Source organism: Caulobacter sp. FV2ye17ST, from assembly GCF_058680955.1.
The window spans coordinates 2,264,460-2,284,809 of the sequence record NZ_CM178727.1 but is presented as its reverse complement, the minus strand read 5'-3'; the positions used below and the strand labels follow the sequence as shown (position 1 = coordinate 2,284,809).

General features: G+C 67.1%; 18 protein-coding genes, 1 tRNA gene and 1 pseudogene. 16 read left to right on the top strand and 4 right to left on the bottom strand.

Annotated features, from left to right (window positions below; translation table 11 throughout):
• The first annotated feature begins 19 nt into the window (after positions 1-19).
• On the top strand, positions 20-457 hold the full coding sequence (locus ACW17V_RS10995) for a VOC family protein (RefSeq protein ID WP_492105171.1): 438 nt from the start codon (positions 20-22) through the stop codon (positions 455-457).
• A 6-nt stretch (positions 458-463) separates the two neighbouring features.
• Here ACW17V_RS10995 and ACW17V_RS10990 read toward each other — a convergent pair whose 3' ends face one another.
• A complete protein-coding gene (locus ACW17V_RS10990) occupies positions 464-868 on the bottom strand; it encodes a hypothetical protein (RefSeq protein WP_492105170.1) in 405 nt (134 codons plus the stop codon).
• Between the two features lie 229 nt (positions 869-1,097).
• A tRNA-Asn gene (locus ACW17V_RS10985) sits at positions 1,098-1,172 on the bottom strand.
• Between the two features lie 293 nt (positions 1,173-1,465).
• Here ACW17V_RS10985 and ACW17V_RS10980 point away from each other — a divergent pair.
• From ACW17V_RS10980 to ACW17V_RS10940, 9 genes and pseudogenes are all read left to right on the top strand, one after another.
• The gene (locus tag ACW17V_RS10980; protein ID WP_492105169.1) at positions 1,466-2,038 is read left to right on the top strand and encodes a protein-L-isoaspartate O-methyltransferase family protein; all 573 of its coding nucleotides are present in this window, start codon (positions 1,466-1,468) and stop codon (positions 2,036-2,038) included.
• 149 nt (positions 2,039-2,187) lie between these two features.
• Complete coding sequence (locus tag ACW17V_RS10975) at positions 2,188-3,624, top strand: TolC family outer membrane protein (RefSeq protein ID WP_492105168.1); 1,437 nt, start codon at positions 2,188-2,190, stop codon at positions 3,622-3,624.
• A 128-nt stretch (positions 3,625-3,752) separates the two neighbouring features.
• On the top strand, positions 3,753-4,310 hold the full coding sequence (gene popZ / locus ACW17V_RS10970) for a pole-organizing protein PopZ (protein ID WP_492105167.1): 558 nt from the start codon (positions 3,753-3,755) through the stop codon (positions 4,308-4,310).
• A gap of 151 nt (positions 4,311-4,461) precedes the next feature.
• Complete coding sequence (locus ACW17V_RS10965; protein WP_492105166.1) at positions 4,462-7,185, top strand: valine--tRNA ligase; 2,724 nt, start codon at positions 4,462-4,464, stop codon at positions 7,183-7,185.
• Between the two features lie 635 nt (positions 7,186-7,820).
• Positions 7,821-8,000 carry a hypothetical protein gene (locus ACW17V_RS10960; protein ID WP_492105165.1) on the top strand — a complete coding sequence of 60 codons (180 nt, stop codon included), beginning with the start codon at positions 7,821-7,823 and terminating at the stop codon, positions 7,998-8,000.
• A 253-nt stretch (positions 8,001-8,253) separates the two neighbouring features.
• Positions 8,254-8,694 (top strand): DUF4279 domain-containing protein, encoded by a 441-nt coding sequence (locus tag ACW17V_RS10955; RefSeq protein ID WP_492105164.1) that lies wholly within the window; start codon positions 8,254-8,256, stop codon positions 8,692-8,694.
• 253 nt (positions 8,695-8,947) lie between these two features.
• Positions 8,948-9,069: pseudogene (locus ACW17V_RS10950) on the top strand (hypothetical protein); the annotation flags it as partial.
• A 733-nt stretch (positions 9,070-9,802) separates the two neighbouring features.
• A complete protein-coding gene (locus tag ACW17V_RS10945) occupies positions 9,803-11,554 on the top strand; it encodes a class I adenylate-forming enzyme family protein (RefSeq protein ID WP_492105163.1) in 1,752 nt (583 codons plus the stop codon).
• Between the two features lie 20 nt (positions 11,555-11,574).
• Positions 11,575-11,940, top strand: coding sequence for an iron chaperone (locus tag ACW17V_RS10940; protein ID WP_492105162.1), 366 nt, complete (start codon positions 11,575-11,577; stop codon positions 11,938-11,940).
• Positions 11,941-11,962: 22 nt separating this feature from the next.
• On the opposite strand, the gene ACW17V_RS10935 is transcribed toward ACW17V_RS10940, so the two are convergent.
• Positions 11,963-13,447 carry an amidase gene (locus ACW17V_RS10935; protein ID WP_492105161.1) on the bottom strand — a complete coding sequence of 495 codons (1,485 nt, stop codon included), beginning with the start codon at positions 13,445-13,447 and terminating at the stop codon, positions 11,963-11,965.
• Positions 13,448-13,547: 100 nt separating this feature from the next.
• Between ACW17V_RS10935 and ACW17V_RS10930 the strand changes: the two genes are divergently transcribed.
• The gene (locus tag ACW17V_RS10930) at positions 13,548-14,279 is read left to right on the top strand and encodes a TlyA family RNA methyltransferase (RefSeq protein WP_492105160.1); all 732 of its coding nucleotides are present in this window, start codon (positions 13,548-13,550) and stop codon (positions 14,277-14,279) included.
• Between the two features lie 64 nt (positions 14,280-14,343).
• Here the strand turns inward: ACW17V_RS10930 and ACW17V_RS10925 are convergent, their stop codons facing one another.
• Complete coding sequence (locus ACW17V_RS10925; RefSeq protein WP_492105159.1) at positions 14,344-14,967, bottom strand: YMGG-like glycine zipper-containing protein; 624 nt, start codon at positions 14,965-14,967, stop codon at positions 14,344-14,346.
• A 258-nt stretch (positions 14,968-15,225) separates the two neighbouring features.
• On the opposite strand from ACW17V_RS10925, the gene ACW17V_RS10920 reads away from it, so the two are divergent.
• From ACW17V_RS10920 to ACW17V_RS10900, 5 genes are all read left to right on the top strand, one after another.
• The gene (locus ACW17V_RS10920) at positions 15,226-16,458 is read left to right on the top strand and encodes a class I SAM-dependent RNA methyltransferase (protein ID WP_492105158.1); all 1,233 of its coding nucleotides are present in this window, start codon (positions 15,226-15,228) and stop codon (positions 16,456-16,458) included.
• 7 nt (positions 16,459-16,465) lie between these two features.
• Positions 16,466-17,530, top strand: coding sequence for a class I SAM-dependent methyltransferase (locus ACW17V_RS10915; RefSeq protein WP_492105157.1), 1,065 nt, complete (start codon positions 16,466-16,468; stop codon positions 17,528-17,530).
• 58 nt (positions 17,531-17,588) lie between these two features.
• Positions 17,589-18,608 (top strand): acyltransferase family protein, encoded by a 1,020-nt coding sequence (locus ACW17V_RS10910; protein ID WP_492105156.1) that lies wholly within the window; start codon positions 17,589-17,591, stop codon positions 18,606-18,608.
• 72 nt (positions 18,609-18,680) lie between these two features.
• Complete coding sequence (locus tag ACW17V_RS10905; RefSeq protein ID WP_492105155.1) at positions 18,681-19,052, top strand: YciI family protein; 372 nt, start codon at positions 18,681-18,683, stop codon at positions 19,050-19,052.
• The gene (locus ACW17V_RS10900) at positions 19,049-20,305 is read left to right on the top strand and encodes an RNA polymerase sigma factor (protein ID WP_492105154.1); all 1,257 of its coding nucleotides are present in this window, start codon (positions 19,049-19,051) and stop codon (positions 20,303-20,305) included. The genes ACW17V_RS10905 and ACW17V_RS10900 overlap by 4 nt, the downstream gene beginning before the upstream one ends.
• Positions 20,306-20,350 lie beyond the last annotated feature (45 nt).

Here is a 20,350-nt window from a genome sequence, read left to right as displayed (position 1 = left end):
ACAGTTTGGGAGTTTCGCCTTGCGCTATCTGCACACCATGGTCCGCGTCCGCGATCTGGACGCTTCGCTGCGGTTCTATTGCGAAGGTCTGGGCCTGACCGAGATGTACCGGATGGAAAACGACAAGGGGCGTTTCACCCTGGTGTTTCTGGCCGCGCCGGACGATGTCGAACTGGCCAGGGAGCGCAACGCGCCGCTGGTCGAACTGACCTATAACTGGGATCCCGAAGACTATGACGGCGGCCGCAACTTCGGTCACCTGGCCTATCGGGTCGACGACATCTACGAGACCTGCCAGCGCCTGATGGACATGGGCGTGACCATCAACCGGCCGCCGCGCGACGGCCACATGGCGTTCGTGCGCTCGCCTGACAACATCTCTGTTGAATTGCTGCAGGATGGCAGCCTGCCGGCCGCCGAGCCCTGGGCGTCCATGCCCAATGTCGGCGCCTGGTAGGATCGATCAGGCGCGGGCCGAGGCCAGCTCTTCAAGCCGGCGGCGGGGGTGGTCGGCGATGGCCGCCCAGACCAGCTGTTCCAGGCGCAGGCGGTAGGCGGCGTCATAGCCTGCCGTGAAGGGCGACTGGCCGGCGCCAGGCGGATCGGCCGCGATGGCCCGCGCCAGCTGCTTTCGGGCCAGGACCGCTTCGCGATTGACGGGGATCTCCATGCGCTCTGCGGCGATCCGGTGATCCAGTTCGATCGTCGCCTTGACGGCGGTCTGGATCAGGGCGGGCAGGGAGTGGATGTCCTGGCGCACCTCGACCTGCATCGCCGGAACGATGGCCTTGGGATCGGCGACCTTGAAGTGAAGCGTGGCGACAACGCGTTGCAGGGTCGCGGGCCAATGGTCGTCGGCAGTGATCATGGTTAAGCCATAGCGCCGACGACGGCGTCGGAGAAGGGCCGCGTAGCGCTGTTCGCTCGGCCATGGAACCCGGCGGCGATCAAGCGTTCCGGCGGCGCCCTCAAAATGGGGAATTCGTCCGTCTGGACGCACACTGAGGCCTGCGCCAAACGCGCGAACCAAGGCTGAAGGGTCTGGAGAGAGAAAGCGCGACCTTCGCCGAAGCGAAGGTCGCAGCTCAAGCCGGAGGTGGCTCCGCGGGTAGGATTCGAACCTACGACCAGCCGGTTAACAGCCGGCTGCTCTACCACTGAGCTACCGCGGAACAGGTCGCCTCAGGAAGAGGCCGGGTGATAGCCGCCTCGTTGACTCGGCGCAAGCGCCTTCGAACAAAAAAACAGCCCGGCTTGTGGCCGGGCTGTGGAAAGTCAGTGATGGTGGGGTGTCTTCAATGAAGACAGCTGAAAACTGCGCTTTTATGGTTAATCGGATCTTAATTTCAGGGGCGGCCAAAAGGTCGCAACCCATCCTTCCGCGCCTTTGCAAGCGTTCGCATTGCCTTGAGGGGAGGGGCGGACCTATAAGCGGCTCGAACGCCAAGTCCGACCGAGGGATTCCATGAGCACCGATTTCGCCGCCGCGCGGCTGAACATGGTGGAAAGCCAGATCCGCACCGCCGACGTCACCGACCTGCCGCTGCAGGACGCGTTGCGCGTGGTGGCCCGCGAGGCCGTGGTCCCGGCCGGCAAGGCCTATCTGGCCTATGCCGACGCCGAGGTCGAATATGCGCCGGGCCGCTGGCTGCTGCGCCCCCGGGATGTGGGCAAGCTGCTGCAATATCTGAAGCCCCGCGCGGGCGAGAAGGCCCTGGCCATCGCAGCGCCCTATGCGGCGGCCGTGCTCGAGGCCATGGGCCTCTCGGTCACGCGCCTGGATGGCGACGATCTGAAAAGCCCGGACGGCTATGGGTATGACGTCATCATCTGCGAGGGCGCGGTTGGCGCGGCTCCCGCTGCCTGGACAAAGGCCCTGGCGATCGGCGGTCGCCTGGGCGTCGTCGAACGCGCGGGTCCCGTGGGCCAGGCGACGATCTATGTGCATGCCGAGGACGGCGTGGGCCGTCGGACGGTTTTCGACTCGACGCCGCCCGTGCTGGCGGGCTTCGCCGTCGAGCCTGGTTTCGCCTTCTAGGCCACCCGGACGAGGTCTTTTTCGTTGTGGAAACATGCGCGCAACGTGAGCGTGAAAAAAGCTTAACTGGCGGCCCGTGGCGCTCAGCCCTACACGCGATACTATATAAGTGCGGGCGCCAGCTTCGCGTGTCTTGGGGATAGAACTTGATGTCGAATAGCCGTCGGGCCGGATTGTTGGCCGCCGCTTGCAGCTTGGGCCTGATGGCCGGCTTCGTGTCCGCCGCCCAGGCCGAGACGCTGACCGACGCCATCGCCCTGGCGTACCAGACCAATCCCACGCTGCAGCAGCAGCGCGCCACCCAGCGCGCTACCGACGAAAGCGTCGTGCAGGCCAAGACCGCCTTCCGGCCGACGGCCAGCCTTTCTGCGGATGTGACCGAGTCACAGAGCGATCCGAACGGCGGCACGCGCGTCGAGACCTCGGGCAGCGGCGCGACCCTGTCGATCAGCCAGCCGCTCTATACCGGCGGCAAGGCCAGCGCCAACCTGACCGCCGCCGAGGCCGACGTGCTGGCGTCCCGCGAAGGTCTGCGCAATGTCGAGCAGAACGTCCTGATCAATGTGATCCAGGCCTATGTGGATGTTCGTCGGGACCAGGAGCGCCTGCGCATCTCGCAGGAGAACGTCGAGGTCCTGAACCGGCAGCTGGACGAATCCAACGCCCGCTTCGAAGTCGGCGAGATCACCCGCACGGACGTCGCTCAGTCACAGGCCCGCCGCGCCGCGGCCCAGGCCGCCCTGAGCTCGGCCCAGGCCCAGTTGTCCGTCAGCCGCGCCAGCTATGCCGCGATCGTGGGGCAGAACCCGACCGATCTGGTCGCCGAACCCTCGCTGGCCGCCCTGCTGCCGCCGACGGTGGAGCAGGCCTTCGACGCCGCCGAAAACAACAATCCGCAGGTCGCGGCCGCCCGTTTCAACGAACGCGCCGCGGCGGCTCGCGTGGCGTCGGCCCGCGCCTCGCGCCGTCCGACCGTGTCGGCCCGTGCGACGCTTGGCTATGACGCGTCCCAGGTCAATGGTCGTGGCGATCAGTTCGCCGACTATGACCGCCAGCTGACCGGCGCCGTCAGCGCCTCGATCCCGCTGTTCACGGGCGGTTTGGTCTCGTCCCAGGTCCGCGCCGCCGCCGAGCGCGAGAACGCGGCCCATATCGCCGTGGAAGGCGCCAAGCGCACCGCCCTGCAATCGGTCTCGAACGCCTGGAGCAATCTGCTGGCCTCGCGTTCGAACCTGGTTTCGAACGAGGAGCAGGTTCGCGCCGCCCGCATCGCCTTCGAAGGCGTGCGCCAGGAGCAGCAGGTCGGCCTGCGCACCACCCTGGACGTCCTCAACGCCCAGCAGGAACTGCGCTCCGCCGAACTGGCCCTGGTCTCGGCGCGACGCGACGAATACGTCGCCAGCGCCTCCGTGCTTCAGGCCATGGGCGCGCTCGACATCGCTTCGCTGGCCCCGGACGTCGCCCGCTACGACCCCAAGACCTCGTACAACCGCGTCAACCACGCTCTGGGCTGGGTGCCGTGGGAGCCGGTGGTGCAGGTGATCGACAAGGTCGGCGCGCCCTCCACAAAGCCGTCCTCGAAGTAAGTCTCACCGCGTCGATTTCGCCCACCTGCGATCCTTGCGCTTGCTTAAGCCGCGCAAGTCTGCACCATCCGGGGTAAGCGCCCCTTGGGTGCGCAAGGATTCGTACCTCTTTCCGACGGCCCCCGCACATGTCCGACCAGAGCTCTCAAGAACCGACAATGGAGGAGATCCTCGCCTCCATCCGGCGCATCATCTCCGAAGATGACGCACCGGCGGAGCCCGAGGCGGCCGCTGCGCCCGCTCCCGAGCCTGAGCCCGAGCCCGAGTATCAGGCCCCGGCGGAGGACCCGGCCGAGGACGACGTGCTGGAGCTCACCGATCCGATCGCGCCCGAGCCGGCCTATGAGCCCGAGCAGGAGCCGGTGGAGAGCGTCGGCGATCTCGACGTCTATTCACCGCCCGCGGCTGAGCCCGAGCCGGCCTACACGCCGCCGGCCTCATCGTTCAATCGCGACGAAGTGGCCGACAACCTGGTGGGCGATCACGCCGCCAGCCTGGCCGCCACCGCGTTTGGCAGCCTGAGCTCGGCCCTGCTGATGCCCAAGGACGGTCGCACGCTGGAAGACGTGGTGCGCGAGCTGCTGCGTCCGCTGCTCAAGGAATGGCTCGACCAGAACCTGCCGCGCATCGTCGAGGCCAAGGTCGAGGAAGAAGTCCACCGCATCGCCCGCGGCCGCGGCGTATAAGATCGGGTCTCGCCCTGGCCCCGGCCGGCGCGCGGACCTCGAAACCTGAAGAGGCGGTCGCTCAGGCGGCCGCCTTTTTCCGTTCAAATTCTTCCTGAATCCAGGTCGCCCGGTTTCGCGCGGCGGCCGCAGATGGCATACCCGCACCGCCATGCTTGACAAGACCTTCGATCCCAAAGCCGTCGAACCCCGCCTGTACGCCGCCTGGGAGGCCTCCGGGGCCTTCAAGCCGAGCGAGGATCCGAACGCCGAGCCGTTCGTGATCGTCATCCCGCCGCCGAACGTGACGGGCTCGCTGCACATCGGCCACGCGCTGAACAACACCCTGCAGGACGTGCTGACGCGCTTCCACCGCATGCGTGGCAAGGCCGCCCTGTGGCTGCCGGGCACCGACCATGCGGGCATCGCCACCCAGATGGTGGTCGAGCGTCAGCTGGCCGCCGCCGGCAATGTGGGTCGCCGCGACCTGGGCCGCGAGGCCTTCGTCGAGAAGATCTGGGAATGGAAGGCCGAGAGCGGCGGCACGATCGTCGAACAGCTGCGCCGCCTGGGCGCCAGCTGCGACTGGTCGCGCGAGCGCTTCACCCTGGACGAGGGCCTGTCGGCCGCTGTCCGCAAGGTGTTCGTCCAGCTCTACAAGCAGAACCTGCTCTATCGCGACAAGCGCCTGGTCAACTGGGACCCGCAGTTCCAGACCGCCATCTCCGACCTCGAGGTCGAGCAGAAGGAGGTCGACGGCGCCTATTGGCACTTCGCCTATCCGCTGGCCGACGGCGTCACCTACCAGCACCCGGTCGCCTTCGACGACGAGGGCAAGGCCACCGCGTTCGAGACCCGCGACTATATCGTCGTGGCCACCACGCGTCCGGAGACCATGCTGGGCGACACCGGCGTGGCCGTCCACCCGAAGGACGAGCGCTACAAGGATCTGGTCGGCAAGTTCGTCACCCTGCCGATCGTCGGCCGCCGCATCCCGATCGTCGCCGACGACTATGCCGACCCGACCAAGGGCTCGGGCGCGGTGAAGATCACCCCGGCCCATGATTTCAACGACTTCGGCGTCGGCAAGCGGGCAGGGCTGGAGGTCATCAATATCCTGACCGTCGAGGCCAAGCTCAATGACGCCGTCCCGGCCGACTATGTCGGCATGGACCGCTTCGCGGCGCGCAAGGCCATCGTCGCCCGCGCCGAGGAAGAGGGCTGGCTGAAGGAGATCGAGAAGACCCGGCACATGGTCCCGCACGGCGACCGCTCCGGCGTGGTCATCGAGCCCTTCCTGACCGACCAGTGGTACGTCGACGCCAAGACCCTGGCCCAGCCGGCCCTGAAGGCCGTCGAGAACGGCGACACCGTTTTCGAGCCCAGGCACTGGGAAAAGACCTACTTCGAATGGCTGCGGAATATCGAGCCCTGGTGCGTCTCGCGCCAGCTGTGGTGGGGTCACCGCATCCCGGCGTGGTTTGGCGAGGACGGCCACATCTTCGTTGAGGAGACGGAGGAGGAGGCCTATGCCGCCGCCATCCTGCACTATGGCGACGAAGCCCCGGTGCTGAAGCGCGACGAAGACGTCCTCGACACCTGGTTCAGCTCGGCCCTGTGGCCGTTCTCCACCCTGGGCTGGCCCGAAAAGACCGAGGATCTGGCCCGCTTCTACCCGACCAGCACCCTGGTCACCGGCTTTGACATCATCTTCTTCTGGGTCGCCCGGATGATGATGATGGGCATCCACTTCATGGGCGAAGTCCCGTTCAAGCAGGTGTTCATCAACGCCCTCGTCCGTGACGAGAAGGGCGCCAAGATGAGCAAGTCCAAGGGCAATGTCCTGGACCCGCTGGTCCTGATCGACGAGCTGGGCTGCGACGCGGTGCGCTTCACCATGACGGCGATGTCGGGTCAGGCGCGCGACATCAAGCTCTCCAAGCAACGCATCGAGGGCTATCGCAACTTCGGCACCAAGCTGTGGAACGCCTCGCGCTTCGCCCAGATGAACGAGTGCGTCCGCGTCGAGGGCTTCGATCCCGCGACCGTGCAGCAGCCGATCAACAAGTGGATCCGGGGCGAGACGGTCAAGACCGTCGCCGAGGTGACGCGCGCTCTGGAAGCGCCGTCGTTCGATGCCGCCGCCAGCGCGCTCTACAAGTTCATCTGGAACGTGTTCTGCGACTGGTATCTGGAACTGGCCAAGCCGATCCTCAACGGCGATGACGCCGCCGCCAAGGCCGAGACCCGCGCCACCGCCGCCTGGGCGCTGGATGTGATCCTGAAGCTGCTGCACCCGGTGATGCCGTTCATTACCGAGGAGCTGTGGGACAAGACCGCCGAGTTTGGTCCCAAGCGCGACGGCATGCTGATCTCGGCCCAGTGGCCGGAATTGCCGGAAAGCTGGATCGACGCCGACGCCGAGGCCGAGATCGGCTGGCTGGTCGACACCGTCAGCGAGATCCGCTCGGTCCGCGCCGAGATGAACGTGCCGCCGGGCGCCAAGCCACCGCTCACCCTGATCGGCGCCAGCGCCGAGACCAAGGCCCGTCTGGCTCGCCACCGCGACCTGCTGCTGACCCTGGCCCGCCTGGACAGCGCCCGCGAAGCCGATGCCCCGCCGACCGGCGCGGTGCCCTTCGTGCTCGGCGAGGCGACCGGCGCCCTGGCGATTGCCGAGTTCATCGATCTGGCGGCCGAAAAGGCCCGCCTGACCAAGGAGATCGCCGGCCACGCCGTCGACATCGACAAGGCCGCCAAGAAGCTGGGCAATCCAGACTTCCTGGCCCGCGCCAAGGAAGAGGCGATCACCGAAAACCGCGAGCGCCTGGCTGAAGCCGAAGCCGCCAAGGCCAAGCTGGAAGCGGCGCTCTCGCGCCTCGCGGCGGTGGGGTAGGGGTCTGTCAGACAGCCGCCCCGGTTCTATGGATTTGGGGCGGCTGTCAGGCCTCCGTGGGTGAACTCAGCCCGCCGGTCTGCGGTCGCCGGATAGCGGACGGTTACGACTTCCGAGAAGGGTGGTGAGCGGACGTCAGCTTTGGGGTACGCCGTCGTTCTGAGCCGCTAAATACCAGATGAAGCACATAGCTTTCTGGGGATCTCCGCCCCCAACCTCGTAAGTCTCAAGGTGTGTTCCGAAGGCTTTTCGCCCTTCAGCGATAAAGTCATATCGTTGCTTTAGCTCTTCGAACTGGTGACGTGCACTTGTTGCGGCGAATGCGACGCGGGCGTTCCAATCCAGCCCGGCGGGCTCGCCCTCTAGGGCTTCAACCGAGACCCAGTAACACTCGCATGTGCCCGCGGGGAGAAGGAACTGAAGCTGGCCGCCCAGGCTAATCAGATGCAGCTTCTCCGCTTCGTCGATCACTCGGGGAATTACGTGAAGAGGCCAGCCCCATTCGTTGCCGCTGCGCACAGCCAGGTCGCGTAGCTCGCTAGACAGACTGCCTTCTGGATCAAACGCCATAGCCGCAGTGTAGTTTGATCGCAAAGGTCGGCAATGGGTGGGACGCGGACCTAGGCGCTTGCTAGTTGCCGCAGCCAGAACTCGGCCTGCTTTGGCTCACCTGGGTCGTTCTGACCGGCTCTGCCGCGCGCGGCTTCGAACTCCTGATGGAGTTGGAATGGACCATCGCCGATCCGTTCGCGCAGCCGATCAATGGTTCGCGCCAGCGCCCGCAATTCATCAAGCTCTGGTGGCGGTGTCATTGAACCGGTGTGGTCGTTATGACCGAACAAGCCCCATCGCCCCGCTGCGCAGTCCGTGAGCGCCTTTCCAAGGCAAGAGCGATACTCGCACTCCAAACCCTCTAGTTGCTGCGCCAATCGTTCTGCTTTCGCCATGTGCAAATAGTATCGTGCTGCGGAAGGTCCGCAACGGGTGGAAAACAGCCGTTGAGCCCGCTTCTTTAGCTGGCCTATATGGACTGGCTTGTCGCTTCATCCTCGACCGAGGTCGTCCTGAATGATCGAAACCACATATAGCGTTATGCTGCGTTTCTGGTCTCCGCGACGATCTCCCGACGAAATATCGACGGCCTTGCAGATTGATCCTGAGCGGTGCTGGAACCAAGGGGCTTCTCGAAATACGCCGCAGGGGACGCCGCTGGCTGGTCGCCACAAAGAAAGTTATTGGATGGCGACACTTATTGAGCGCGCTCCGTATGAGCTAAGCTTGTCGAAAGCAGTCGAAAAGCAACTGAACTTGTTGGACGACAAACGGGACTTCCTCCGAGGCTTTGTAGAGGACGGGGGGCGATCTGAATTATACATCGGCTGGCACAACGAGCCCGGTGGTGGTGGTGGCGACGTTTTCGAATATGCGTTGCTTGCTAGAATAGCTGACCTTCGGCTCAATTTTGCCTTCGAGGTTTTCTCCCATCAGCGATTGTCTGACGCTCGCTAAGTCCGCTTAGGGTCGAGAGCGGTCCTTGGTTCATTGCCAACAAGCGGACGCCCCGCGTCCCGCTCATCCTTAAATCTCTTGGAGGCTGCAGCGTGCCGGTCTGTCCAGGTTGGTCAAGGACCGGTCTTCGACCGGCCGCTCCGCGGCGGCCCGCAGGGCCGTCCTTGAGCAACCTGGACAGACCGGCGATCGTCTCGCCGTGAGATTTAAGGATGGCTCCCTCTCGCGAGCGAGAAGACCTTCAAACTGCAATAATTCTTGTCATCCCGGCCGTAGCGCAGCGGAGCGCCGGGACCCAGGGGCAACCGCAGTGCGTCGGCCCCTGGGTCCCGGCTCGCGCCAAGGCGCGTCCGGGATGACAAGCGTTTTTGGGCGAGCATGGGGATAGACGGTGCTGTATCCCCATACTTTCCAGGGTAGAGCCCCACAAGATCAATCACTTGTAAAATAGTTGATCGCGCCAATCAGACGCGCCGAAACCTCCCGTATTCTTGGTGCTGTCCCCGTCGCAGGGGGAGGGCGCGTGGTACCGGCCCAAGGCGGCGATGGGGATGGAGCTGAGCGGGGCCGCGACGCCCTGGAAGGCGGGTCGAGGTGTGCGGGCTGTCTCAGAAGGACGGCGCAAACGCTGAGTGGCTTGTCGGCCGGGTGAACGCGGGTCGAAGAGGGCGAGGGATCGTAAACCCGCCTATCGCGCATCGTCGGCGTCGAGACGGTTAGCCGATCGACGGGATGCGCGCCCGTACGGGGGCTCTTGGGTATCAGAGCTGAAAGACGCTCGCTTGGCCCGATCCTCACGCAAGAACAGCTTCTGCGAAGCGGACAGGTCGAGCCGAAACGCACAAACAACATCACGGTCATCCGGGTTCGCCCCGGCCGCTTCGCGCCTCCCCACTAAACTCAGCGAGAAGTCGCGTGAGGCGCCGCCTCATGCCTGCCAAGGGGGCTTCAGGCGCCACGGACGCGGGCGCGTTCCCCAAGGGCAAGTCGCATAACTTATCAATGTTCCCCTAGGTTCGAACAGACGTTTGCATCGCGCTCTCGCCTGTGCTTTCTCGCAACCGAACGCGCTCATTGAATAAGGCGCGACCATACCGGGAGAGTAACGATGACCCAGGCCGCCCCAGCTTCCATTCCGTGGCCCGCCATGTCGGTGCAGCAGGCCTATGCCCTGATCACTCAGCCTGGGACGCCCGGCGAGATGGAAGAGGTCGAGATCCGCGGCGTGAAGACCCGGACGTGGAAGAACGCGCCGCCGACCCTGCGCGACACGCTGGTGATGGGCCGGGCTCATGGCGAAAAGACCTTCATGGTGCATGAGGACGAGCGGGTCAGCTTTGAAGCCTTCTATCGCGCGGTGACGGTGTTCGCCGCCGAGCTGACCGCCAAGGGCGTGCAGAAGGGCGACCGCGTCGCCATCGTCATGCGCAACCTGCCCGAATGGCCGGTGGCCTTCTACGGGGCCCTGTCGGTCGGCGCGATCGTCACGCCGCTGAACGCCTGGTGGACGGGCGCCGAGCTGGAATATGGCCTGCTGGATTCCGGCGCCAAGGTGCTGGTGGTCGATGTCGAGCGCTATGAGCGCCTGACCGAGCATCTGCACAACTGCCCCGAGCTGAAGACCGTCTATGTCAGCCGCTCGCCCGAGGAGATCAACCATCCCTATGTCACGCATCTTGAGGCGGTGACGGGCGCGCCGAACGACTGGGCGGGGTTGGCGGAGCAGCCGTTGTCGACCACGCCGATCGCGGCCGATGACGACGCGACGATCTTCTACACCTCGGGCACGACCGGGAAGCCCAAGGGCGCCATCGGCACCCATCGCAACATCAACAGCAACATCTTCGCCGCCGCCGCCGCCGGGGCCCGCAGCTTCCTGCGTCGCGGCGAGGCCCCGCCCGAGCCCGATCCCAGCCTGCCGCAGAAGGGCTCGCTGATCTCGGTGCCGTTCTTCCACGCCACGGGCTGTTTCGCGGTGCTGAACCCCTCGCTGTTTGGCGGCGCCAAGCTGGCCATGATCCGCAAGTGGGATCCCGACAAGGCCATGCAGCTGATCCAGGACGAGCGCCTGACCTCGATGGGCGGCGTGCCGACCATCGCCTGGCAGATCATCGAGCACCCCGGCCGCGAGAAGTATGACCTGTCCTCGATCGAGGCCGTGGCCTATGGCGGCGCGCCCTCGGCGCCCGAACTGGTGCGCAAGATCAAGGAAGTCTGGCCCAAGGCCTCGCCCGGCAACGGCTGGGGCATGACCGAGACCTCGGCCACCGCCACCAGCAATTCGGGCGAAGACTATGAGAACCGCCCCGACAGCTGCGGCCCCGCCGTGCCGGTCACCGACCTGAAGATCATGTCCGTCGAGGAGCCCCATCGCGAGCTGCCGATCGGCGAGGTGGGCGAGCTGTGGTGCCGCGGCCCGCAGGTCGTGCGCGGCTACTGGAACAAGCCGGAAGCCACCGCCCAGACCTTCATCGATGGCTGGGTCAAGACCGGCGACCTGGCGCGTCTCGACGCCGAGGGTTTCTGCTTCATCATCGACCGCGCCAAGGACATGCTGATCCGCGGCGGCGAGAACATCTACTGCATCGAGGTCGAGAACTGCCTCTACGACCACCCGGCGGTGATGGACGCGGCCCTGGTCGGCATCGAACACAAGACCCTGGGCGAAGAGCCGGCGGCCGTGGTCACCCTGAAGCCGGGCGCCCATGCCACCGAGGCCGAGCTGCGAGCCTTTGTCGCCGAACGCCTCGCGGCCTTCAAGGTGCCGGTCAAGGTGGTGTTCTGGCACGAGACCTTGCCCCGCAACGCTAATGGCAAGATCATGAAGAACGAACTCAAGAAGGTGTTCGTCGAGGGGTAGGGCCCTCTGCGGAGGCGACCATGGTCCAGTCGAAGGCGGCGAGCGTCGATGACTTCATGTCGGAGGTCGCGCCCGACCGCCGCCCGGCGCTGGACCGCCTTCGTTCGCTGTGTCGCGAGGCCTTCGGGGCCGACAGCGAGCTGATGGCGTTCGGCATGCCGGCCTATGGCGACGCCAAGGAGCCCTGGATCGCCTTCAACAGCCAGAAGCAGCATATCGCCCTCTATGCGGGGCAGGGGGCGATCGAGCGCTTCGGCGAACGCCTGGGCGCGGCCAGCTGCGGCAAGGGCTGCATTTGCTGGCGCCGGCCCGACAGGATGGACTTCGACGTCATCGCCGACATCCTGGCCGACGTGAAGGCCCGCAAGGCGAGCGGGGGCGCGTGACGGCCCCGCTCGCCCCCTCGACCTAGAGCGAGGTCGGCGGCTTGCGGTGGGCCCAGGGCTGGGCCGCTTCCAGCTGATAGGCCAGCTGGAACAGCATCTTCTCGGCGCCGATGCGCCCGGCGAACTGCACCCCGACCGGCAGGCCGTCGGCCGTCCAGTGCAGCGGAACGCTCATGGCCGGTGCGCCGGCGACGTTCTGCACCGGGGTGTAGCCGACATAGTCCAGCAGCCGCGCTTGCAGGGTTTCAAACGGCACCGCGCCGCTGACGAAGCCCAGTTCGACGGGCGGATGGCCCAGCACGGGCGACAGGATGACGTCGTACTGCGTCAGCCAGGCGTCATAGGCCCTGGACGCCGCCTGCAGACGACCGACGGCCGCCTCGATGTCGCCCGGCTTCAGGGCGCCGACCAGCTCGGCCATGCCCAGGCTGAACGGCTCCAGCACACTGGCGTCGGCCTTGCGGCCCAGCGCCTTGCTGACACCGGCCGCCAGCTCGGCCGCGCCGGTGGACCACAGGGCGGTGAAGTCGCGCCCAAACTGGGCGCCGTCCATCGGCCAGCCGGTCGGTTCGACGTGGTGGCCCAGGCTGGCCATCAGCTTTGCGGCCCCTTCGACGGCGGCGACCACCTCGGCGTCGGGCTTGCGGCCTGTGCCGGTCTCCAGCAGCAGGCCCACCTTCAGGCGCTTCTTCATGGGGGCGGTGACCACGCCGATGGCGGCGAAGGGCGAACCGGCGGCGGTGCGTTCGCTGGCGGCGAACAGGGCCGCCGAGTCGCGCACGCTGTGGCTGACGCAGTGGGCGACCGACAGGTCGATGCCCCGGCTGCTGGGCCGCCCCTCGATCATCCGTCCGCGCGAGGGCTTGAGGCCAAACAGCCCGCAGTTGGCGGCCGGGATGCGGATCGAGCCGCCGCCGTCGCTGGCGTGGGCGAAGGGCACGATACCCGAGGCGGTCGCGGCCGCCGCGCCACCGGACGAGCCGCCCGACGAATGCTTCAGGTTCCAGGGATTGCGCGTGGGCAAAAAGCCCATCGGCTCGGTCGTCGGCAGGAAACCATATTCCGGCGTCGTCGACTTGCCGATCACCACCAGGCCGGCGCGATCATAGGCGTCGATGAAGACCGTCTGGGCCTTTTCCGGCCGGGCGCCCAGGGTGGCGCGCGAGCCGTAGCGCGTCGGCAGGCCGGTATAGGGGTCCAGGTCCTTGATCAGGAACGGCACGCCGGCGAACGGGCCGGAAAGCTGGCCGCCCCTGGCCTTGTCCATCGCCCGGTCGAAATCGGAGGTGACCAGGGCCCCGACCTTTGGCTGCAGCGCCTCGGCCTTGCGGATGGCGTCCTCGACCACTTCGGCGACGCTGACCTCCTTGCGACGGATGCGGCCGGCGATCTCGGTGGCGTCGGGCGTCCAGGCGGGCTGGCCGGCGGCCTTCGGCTTGGCCTCGACGGAGGGCGCGGCGGCGATCGCGGCGGAGGCGGCCAGAAGGCCGCGGCGGCTGAAGTGCATGAAGATCCCTCCCAAGCGACCGGCGTCTTGGCGCGCCGGTGAACAGTGTTCAGTTGAACCTGAAGCGACCGAGACCGCAAGTCCGTGCTAGAGGCGGTCCATGACCCGTAGACGCGTAGATGTTCTGATGATGGAGCGCGGCCTGTTCGACAGCCGCGCCAAGGCCCGTGAGGCCATCGAGGCCGGGCTGGTGCGCGCCGATGGCGTGCTGGTGCTCAAGCCGTCGGAGATGGTGGAAGAGCACGTGTCGATTCGCGCGTCGCTGGCCCATCCCTGGGTTGGGCGTGGCGCGCTGAAGCTGGTTCACGCCCTGGACCTGTGGCCCATCGCGGTCGAGGGCAAGGTGGCCATCGACGTCGGCGCCTCGACCGGCGGCTTCACCGAGGTGCTGCTGTCGCGCGGCGCCGCCAAGGTCTACGCCGTCGATGTCGGGCGCGAGCAGTTGCATCACAGCCTGGTCAATGACGAACGGGTGGTCGACCTGTCCGGCACCGACGCCCGCATCCTCGACACCAGCTGGATCGAGGAAGATCCCGAACTGATCGTTAGCGATGTCAGCTTCATCTCGATGACCAAGGCGCTTCCGGCCGCCCTGGCGCTGGCGCCCTCGGGGACCGATCTCGTCACCCTGGTGAAGCCGCAGTTCGAGGCCGGGAAAGGCCATGTCGGCAAGAACGGACTGGTCAAGGATCCCCAGACGATCGCCCGGGTGCGCCGCGAGATCGTCGACTTCCTCGAAGAGGCGGGCTGGACCGTGATGGGCGAGGACGAAAGCCCGATCACCGGCGGCGACGGCCAGGTCGAGAGCCTGGTCTGGGCGCGCCGGCGATAGGAAACGGCCGCTCACGCGAGGCGAGCGGCCGTCTGATACGTAGTCAGTTCAAGAGCTGGCGAACCTAGTCGACAACCTGGAAGCGGCCCTGGGCGTCGGGGCAGACGCGCACGAAGCGTTTCTGGACGCGACCGTCGGGCAGGTAGATCGGGCTCTCGGCCAGGGTGCAGCCATTGATGTCGGCCGAGCGCTGATCGACCCGGTACGAATAGGAATCCCCACGATAGGCGTCGCGCTCGGCGTCCCGACGGGCGTTCTCGTAGCGGGAATCGTCATAGGGGCGGGCGTCGTAGCGGTCGTCATAGCTGTTATAGGCGGTCGGCGGGGGAGGCGGGGGCGGGGGCGCGCCCGGGCTGCAGGCCGCCGAGTTCCTGCCGATTTTGCTGCCGATCACCGCGCCCAGCAGGCCGCCCAGAACGGCGCCTTCGGTCTTGGCGCCATTGCCCGAGACGCTGCCGCCGATCGCCGCGCCGAGGCCTGCGCCGGCCAGACCGCCGCCGGTGCCGCGCTGCGTCGTGCTGCGGCGGCAGGGATCGTAATAGTAGCCATTGTTGTCATAGGCGCCGCCCCGATAGCTGGGTTGGCCATAGGCCTGGGCGCTGGCGAAGGTGGGGGCGAAAGCACCGGCGGAGACGGCCGCGATGGCGGCGCACAGAGCGATCTTCATGGTCGGCGTCCTGTTGGTCATGGCGACTCTCTCAAGCTCACTGATGGCATTTTTAGGTCAGCCGAAAGCACGCCTCGACCACCCGACGCTGCACCATGGTCGCGCGAACATGAACGGTCGTTGAGCGAAGTGTTCATCTTCGTCCATGCCAAGAGACCCTTTTGAGGGTATGGACACCCGCGAAGGGGCCATCAGGCCTCCGCGTCCGCGGCCGGCATGGCTCATGGACTTGAAAGGGCGGGACCCGTTGATGGTTCCCGCCGCGAGATTGGATACGGAATGCGTGAAGTGATCATCGACGCGGTCGGCGCCCAGGGCGACGGCATCGTCCGAGAAGGCCCGGTGTTTGTCCCCCTGACCCTGCCCGGCGAGCGGGTGCGGGTGAAGATGGACGGTTCGCGCGGCGAGCTGCTTGAGATCCTCGACGCCAGCCCCGACCGCGTGACGCCGCCGTGCAAACACTTCGGCGAATGCGGCGGCTGCACAAGTCAGCACTGGGCCCAGCAGCCCTATCTGGACTGGAAGTCCGAACTGGTTCGCGTCCAGCTCTCGCACGAGGGGCTGGAGACGGAGATCCTGCCGATCTTCGCGGCTCCGCCCGCGTCGCGTCGTCGCGTGGCGCTGCACGCCCGGGGCGGCAAGGGCGGCGTGCGCCTTGGGTTCAAGGAGCGGCGCTCCTGGAACCTGGTGAAGATCGAGGAATGCCCGGTCACCGACCCGCGTCTGGTCGCCGCCTTTCCGGCCCTGGCGCGCCTGGCCCAGCCGTTCCTGGAACATCCCAAGTCAGCGCCGACTCTGCACGTGACCCTGACGGCGACCGGCCTGGACATCGACATCACCGGCGTCGAGGCCAAGAGCGGCGGCCTGTCGGCTGACGCCCGGATGGTGGCCGCCATGGCGGCCAGCGAAGGTGACTTCGCGCGCGTCACCCTGGCCGGCGAGGTCGTCTACATGGCCCGCCAGCCGATGGTGAAGCTGGGTCCAGCTGTGGTGGCCCTGTCGCCTGGCAGCTTCCTGCAGGCCGTGCCGCAGGCCGAGAAGGCCATGGTCGCCTTCGCCCTCGAGGCCGCCCAGGGCGCGACCCGCATCGCCGACCTCTATTGCGGCGCCGGCACCTTCACGTTCCGCTTGGCCGAGATCGCCGCCGTCCACGCCGCCGATTCCGCCGCGCTGGCGGTTGCCGCCCTGAAGGCCGCGATCGGCGGCGCGCCGGGTCTCAAGCCGATCACCGCCGAGGCCCGTGACCTGGTTCGCCGCCCGGTGCTGACCATGGAGCTGGCCAAGACCGACGTGGTCGTGATCGACCCGCCGCGCGCCGGCGCCTACGAGCAGACCGTCGAGATCGCCAATTCCAAGGTGGCCAAGGTGGTCAGCGTTTCGTGCAATCCCGCGACCTTCGCCCGGGACGCCCGCATGCTGGTCGACGCCGGCTTCAAGCTGGAAAAGGTGCTGCCGGTGGACCAGTTCGTCTGGTCGCCCCATATTGAACTGGTCGGGGTCTTCTCGCGATGAGGCAGCCATGGACGATCAGGCCATCGAGCGACGTGAACGCAGCGCCTTCGCGCTAGACGCGGTCGGCCAGCGCGCCAAGGCCGCGGCCAAGGCCGCCTGGTGGGGCGCCGCCGGCGGACTGGCCCGCGCCATCACCCAGCCGACCCGGGGCGAGGCGGCGCGAAGCTTCCAGCCCGAAGGGCCACCGGTCTCGAAGGCGCGCCTGCGCCGGGTCTATCTCGAGGCGTTCGAGAAGGACGCCCGCGACGTCGCCGAGGGTCTCTACCCCGCCGTGGAAGACGCACCGAACCAGCCGGTGAAGGCGCTATTGCGCGCCCTGGACTTTCTGGTGGACGCCCGCGCTGTCGATCAGCGCCGTCGGCGTGGCGATGGCGTCGAGGTCAGATCAGAGGCTGAAACCGAAGCCTATCCAAACTATTATCGCCAGAACTTCCATTACCAGTCTGGCGGCTGGTTCACCGCCGAGAGCGCGCGGCGCTACGACGCTCAGGTCGAGGCGCTGTTTGCAGGAACGGCCGGAGCCATGCGTCGGCGCGGTCTGTCCCTGCTGGCCAAACACTGGCGTGGCCTGGATCATCGCGACCTGCGCATCGTTGATACGGCCTGCGGGGCCGGCGCCTTCCTGCGCGACCTCAAGGCGGCCTTTCCGCGCGCCGCCCTGGCGGGTCTGGATCTGTCATCGGCCTATCTGGCCCGGGCCCGGCGGCGCGCCGTCGTCGGCGTGGTGCAGGCCAATATCGAGACCCTGCCGTTCGCCGACGCGTCGCTGGATGCGGTCAGCTGCGTCTATCTGTTCCACGAACTGCCGCCGCGCGTGCGGCCGGTGGTGGCGGCGTCCATCGCCCGCGTGCTCAAGCCCGGCGGCGTTCTGGTCTTTGTCGACTCGGTGCAGCCGACCGACGAGCCCGACCTGGCGCGGCTGCTGGAGGCCTTTCCGGCTTATTTTCATGAGCCCTACTATTCGACCTACGCCCAGACCGATCTGGCGGCTCTGTTCAGCGGGGCCGGTCTTCGGCTGGTCAGCGAGGACCGGGCTTTCCTGACCAAGGCGATGTTGTTCGAGAAAGCCTGAGGCTGGACGGACGGCCCCGGGCGCGGCACTAAGCGGCCCTGTATCGGGGGCGAGCGCGTTGGGGCAATCGATCGACGGCGGGCGTCGCTATGAGGCCCTGGACGGCCTGCGCGGCGTCGCGGCGGTAGGGGTTCTGCTCTACCATCTGGGGGGCTGGACCTATCGCCCCTGGCTGATGGCGCATGGCTATCTGGCCGTGGACTTCTTCTTTTGCCTTAGCGGCTTTGTCCTGGCCCACGCCTATGGCGCGCGCGCCATGAGTTGGGGGGGCTTCATGCGGGCCCGACTGATCCGGGTCTGGCCGCTGATCGCGGTCTCGATGGTCGCCGGGGCGCTGGTGATGATCGGGCACCGCGACAACATCCTGATGTGCCTGCTGATGGGGCTTCTGGTTCTGCCCAGGATCTGGGTCGGCGACGAAGACAGCTTCTCACCGCTTTTCCCTTTGAATCCGCCGGCCTGGTCGCTGTTTCTGGAGTTGCTGGCCAGCGCGCTGTGGTTTCCCGCGCGCCGTCTGGCGACCTTGTGGCTGGTGCTGGTCATCGTTGTATCGGGGGCGGTGCTGATCGGCATCGCCTATGGCATGGGCGGGGTGCAGACGGGCTGGGATCGGGCCACCTACTGGATCGGCGTCATCCGCACCATCTTCCCGTTCGCCCTGGGCTGGGCCTGCTACCGGATCCAGGCCTATGTGCGGCTGTCGGCGCCGGCCTGGCTGCTGGCTCTGGTGCTGCTGGCGGTGCTGGCCGTGCCGCCGATGGACTATACCGCGACCTATGATCTCGTCTGCGTGGCCGTGGTCTTTCCGCTGATCGTGCTGCTGGGGGGGCGCGATCCCGAAGGTCGGGCCGGGACGATCTGCCGGTTCAGCGGCGAGGTCTCCTATCCGCTGTATGCGCTGCACTGGGTGCTTTGGGAGTTGCTGCTGCGCGCCTTCCGCGCGGCGGGCGGCAAGGGTTATCCCGGCGTCTTTCTGGCGGTCGCGGTCGTCTTGATCATCGCCGGCGCCTGGGGCGTTCTGAAAGTCTATGACCTTCCCGTGCGCCGCTGGCTGAAGGCCCGCTGGGCCAGGGCCTGAAATTTTTCACCCGCCCGGTGTCGGCGCGCGGCATGCTCGTCCGTCCTGGGATCAGACGAGGAAGCACCGTCCATGCTCTACGCCATCCTTTGCTATCACGACGAAGACACGGTTTGCGCTTGGTCGCAGGCGCACAATGACAAGGTCATGGCAGACCTCGGCGTCGTCGAGGAGAAGCTGGCCAGGGCCGGTCGCCTGGGTCCCGTGGCGCGCCTGATGCCGACCACGGCGGCCACCACCCTTCGCAAGGACCGCGAACCGCCGATCGTGCTGGACGGCCCGTTCGCCGAGACCAAGGAGCAGCTGCTGGGCTTTTTCGTCATCGAGTGCGCCGATCTGGACGAGGCCATCGAAACGGCCAAGGACCTGGGCCGCGCCAATCCCGGCGGGTCCTACGAAATCCGTCCGATGGCCCTGCTGCGCCCGGGCTCGCTGCCCGCATGACCGACCCGGCCTGGATCGACGCGACGCTGGCCGCCGCCCGCCCCCAGGCGACGGCCGCCCTGCTGCGCTATTTTCGCGACCTGGACGCCGCGCAGGAGGCCTTTCAGGACGCCTGCCTGCGCGCCCTGCAGAACTGGCCAAAGAACGGCCCGCCGCGCGATCCGACCGCCTGGCTGATCCTGGTCGGCCGCAACGCCGCCATCGACGCCAGTCGCAAGACCAGCCGCCAGCAGCCGCTGCCGCCGGAGGAGCTGCTGTCGGACCTGGAGGATGCCGAAGCGGCCCTGGTCGAGCGGCTGGACGGCTCGCACTATCGCGACGACGTTCTGCGCCTGCTGTTCATCTGCTGCCATCCGGACCTGCCCGCCACCCAGCAGATCGCCCTGGCCCTGCGGGTGATCTCAGGCCTGTCGGTCAAGCAGATCGCCAGGGCCTTCCTGGTCAGCGAGGCGGCCATGGAGCAGCGGATCACCCGCGCCAAGGCGCGCGTGGCCGGCGGCGACGCGCCGTTCGAGACGCCGGGACCGATCGAGCGCGCCGAGCGTCTCGCGGCCGTAGCGGCGATGATCTATCTCGTCTTCAACGAAGGCTATTCGGCCAGCGGCGCGGCGGTGGAGGCGAGGGGGCCGCTGTGCGACGAGGCGATCCGTCTGGCGCGCCTCCTGCTGCGCCTCTTCCCGTCCGAGCCGGAGATCATGGGCCTGACGGCGTTGATGTTACTGCAGCACGCACGCTCGGCGGCGCGGTTCGACGCCAGTGGCGCGGCCGTCCTGCTGGAGGATCAGGACCGCTCGCTCTGGCACAGGCGGATGATCGACGAGGGTCTGGCCCTGATCGACAAGGCCATGTGGCGGCGGCGGCCAGGGCCCTATCAGGTGCAGGCCGCCATAGCGGCCCTGCATGCCCGGGCCGCGCGGCCGGAAGACACGGACTGGGTCGAGATCGACCAGCTCTATGCGACGCTGGAGCGGCTGCAGCCGTCGCCCGTGGTGACGCTGAACCGCTCGGTCGCCGTGGCCAAGGTGCACGGCCCCGAGGCGGCGCTGGCGATGATCGAGCCGCTGGAGCCGCGGCTGGGCGGCTATTTCCACTTCCAAGGCGCGCGCGGAGCCTTCCTGCTGCAGGCCGGGCGGGCGGAGGAGGCGAGGACTGCCTTTGACCGCGCCATCGCCGTGGCCGGCACCGCCGCCGAGGCCGCGCATATCCGCCAGCATCTGGACCGCCTGACCCTGGACGCGAGATCGGCGATCTGAGTTGTTTTCTGCAACGTGCTGTAACTCATGGGCTTTGTGGCTAGG

Excerpts from the sequence above, each read along its gene's own strand:
- ACW17V_RS10975 (WP_492105168.1), top strand. The coding sequence starts at position 2,188 with ATGTCGAATAGCCGTCGGGCCGGATTGTTGGCCGCCGCTTGCAGCTTG.
- ACW17V_RS10925 (WP_492105159.1), bottom strand. The coding sequence starts at position 14,967 with ATGACCAACAGGACGCCGACCATGAAGATCGCTCTGTGCGCCGCCATC.
- ACW17V_RS10940 (WP_492105162.1), top strand. The coding sequence starts at position 11,575 with ATGGTCCAGTCGAAGGCGGCGAGCGTCGATGACTTCATGTCGGAGGTC.
- ACW17V_RS10990 (WP_492105170.1), bottom strand. The coding sequence starts at position 868 with ATGATCACTGCCGACGACCATTGGCCCGCGACCCTGCAACGCGTTGTC.
- ACW17V_RS10900 (WP_492105154.1), top strand. The coding sequence starts at position 19,049 with ATGACCGACCCGGCCTGGATCGACGCGACGCTGGCCGCCGCCCGCCCC.
- ACW17V_RS10920 (WP_492105158.1), top strand. The coding sequence starts at position 15,226 with ATGCGTGAAGTGATCATCGACGCGGTCGGCGCCCAGGGCGACGGCATC.
- ACW17V_RS10930 (WP_492105160.1), top strand. The coding sequence starts at position 13,548 with ATGACCCGTAGACGCGTAGATGTTCTGATGATGGAGCGCGGCCTGTTC.
- ACW17V_RS10980 (WP_492105169.1), top strand. The coding sequence starts at position 1,466 with ATGAGCACCGATTTCGCCGCCGCGCGGCTGAACATGGTGGAAAGCCAG.
- ACW17V_RS10955 (WP_492105164.1), top strand. The coding sequence starts at position 8,254 with ATGATCGAAACCACATATAGCGTTATGCTGCGTTTCTGGTCTCCGCGA.
- ACW17V_RS10965 (WP_492105166.1), top strand. The coding sequence starts at position 4,462 with ATGCTTGACAAGACCTTCGATCCCAAAGCCGTCGAACCCCGCCTGTAC.
- ACW17V_RS10915 (WP_492105157.1), top strand. The coding sequence starts at position 16,466 with ATGGACGATCAGGCCATCGAGCGACGTGAACGCAGCGCCTTCGCGCTA.
- ACW17V_RS10905 (WP_492105155.1), top strand. The coding sequence starts at position 18,681 with ATGCTCTACGCCATCCTTTGCTATCACGACGAAGACACGGTTTGCGCT.
- popZ (WP_492105167.1), top strand. The coding sequence starts at position 3,753 with ATGTCCGACCAGAGCTCTCAAGAACCGACAATGGAGGAGATCCTCGCC.
- ACW17V_RS10945 (WP_492105163.1), top strand. The coding sequence starts at position 9,803 with ATGACCCAGGCCGCCCCAGCTTCCATTCCGTGGCCCGCCATGTCGGTG.
- ACW17V_RS10935 (WP_492105161.1), bottom strand. The coding sequence starts at position 13,447 with ATGCACTTCAGCCGCCGCGGCCTTCTGGCCGCCTCCGCCGCGATCGCC.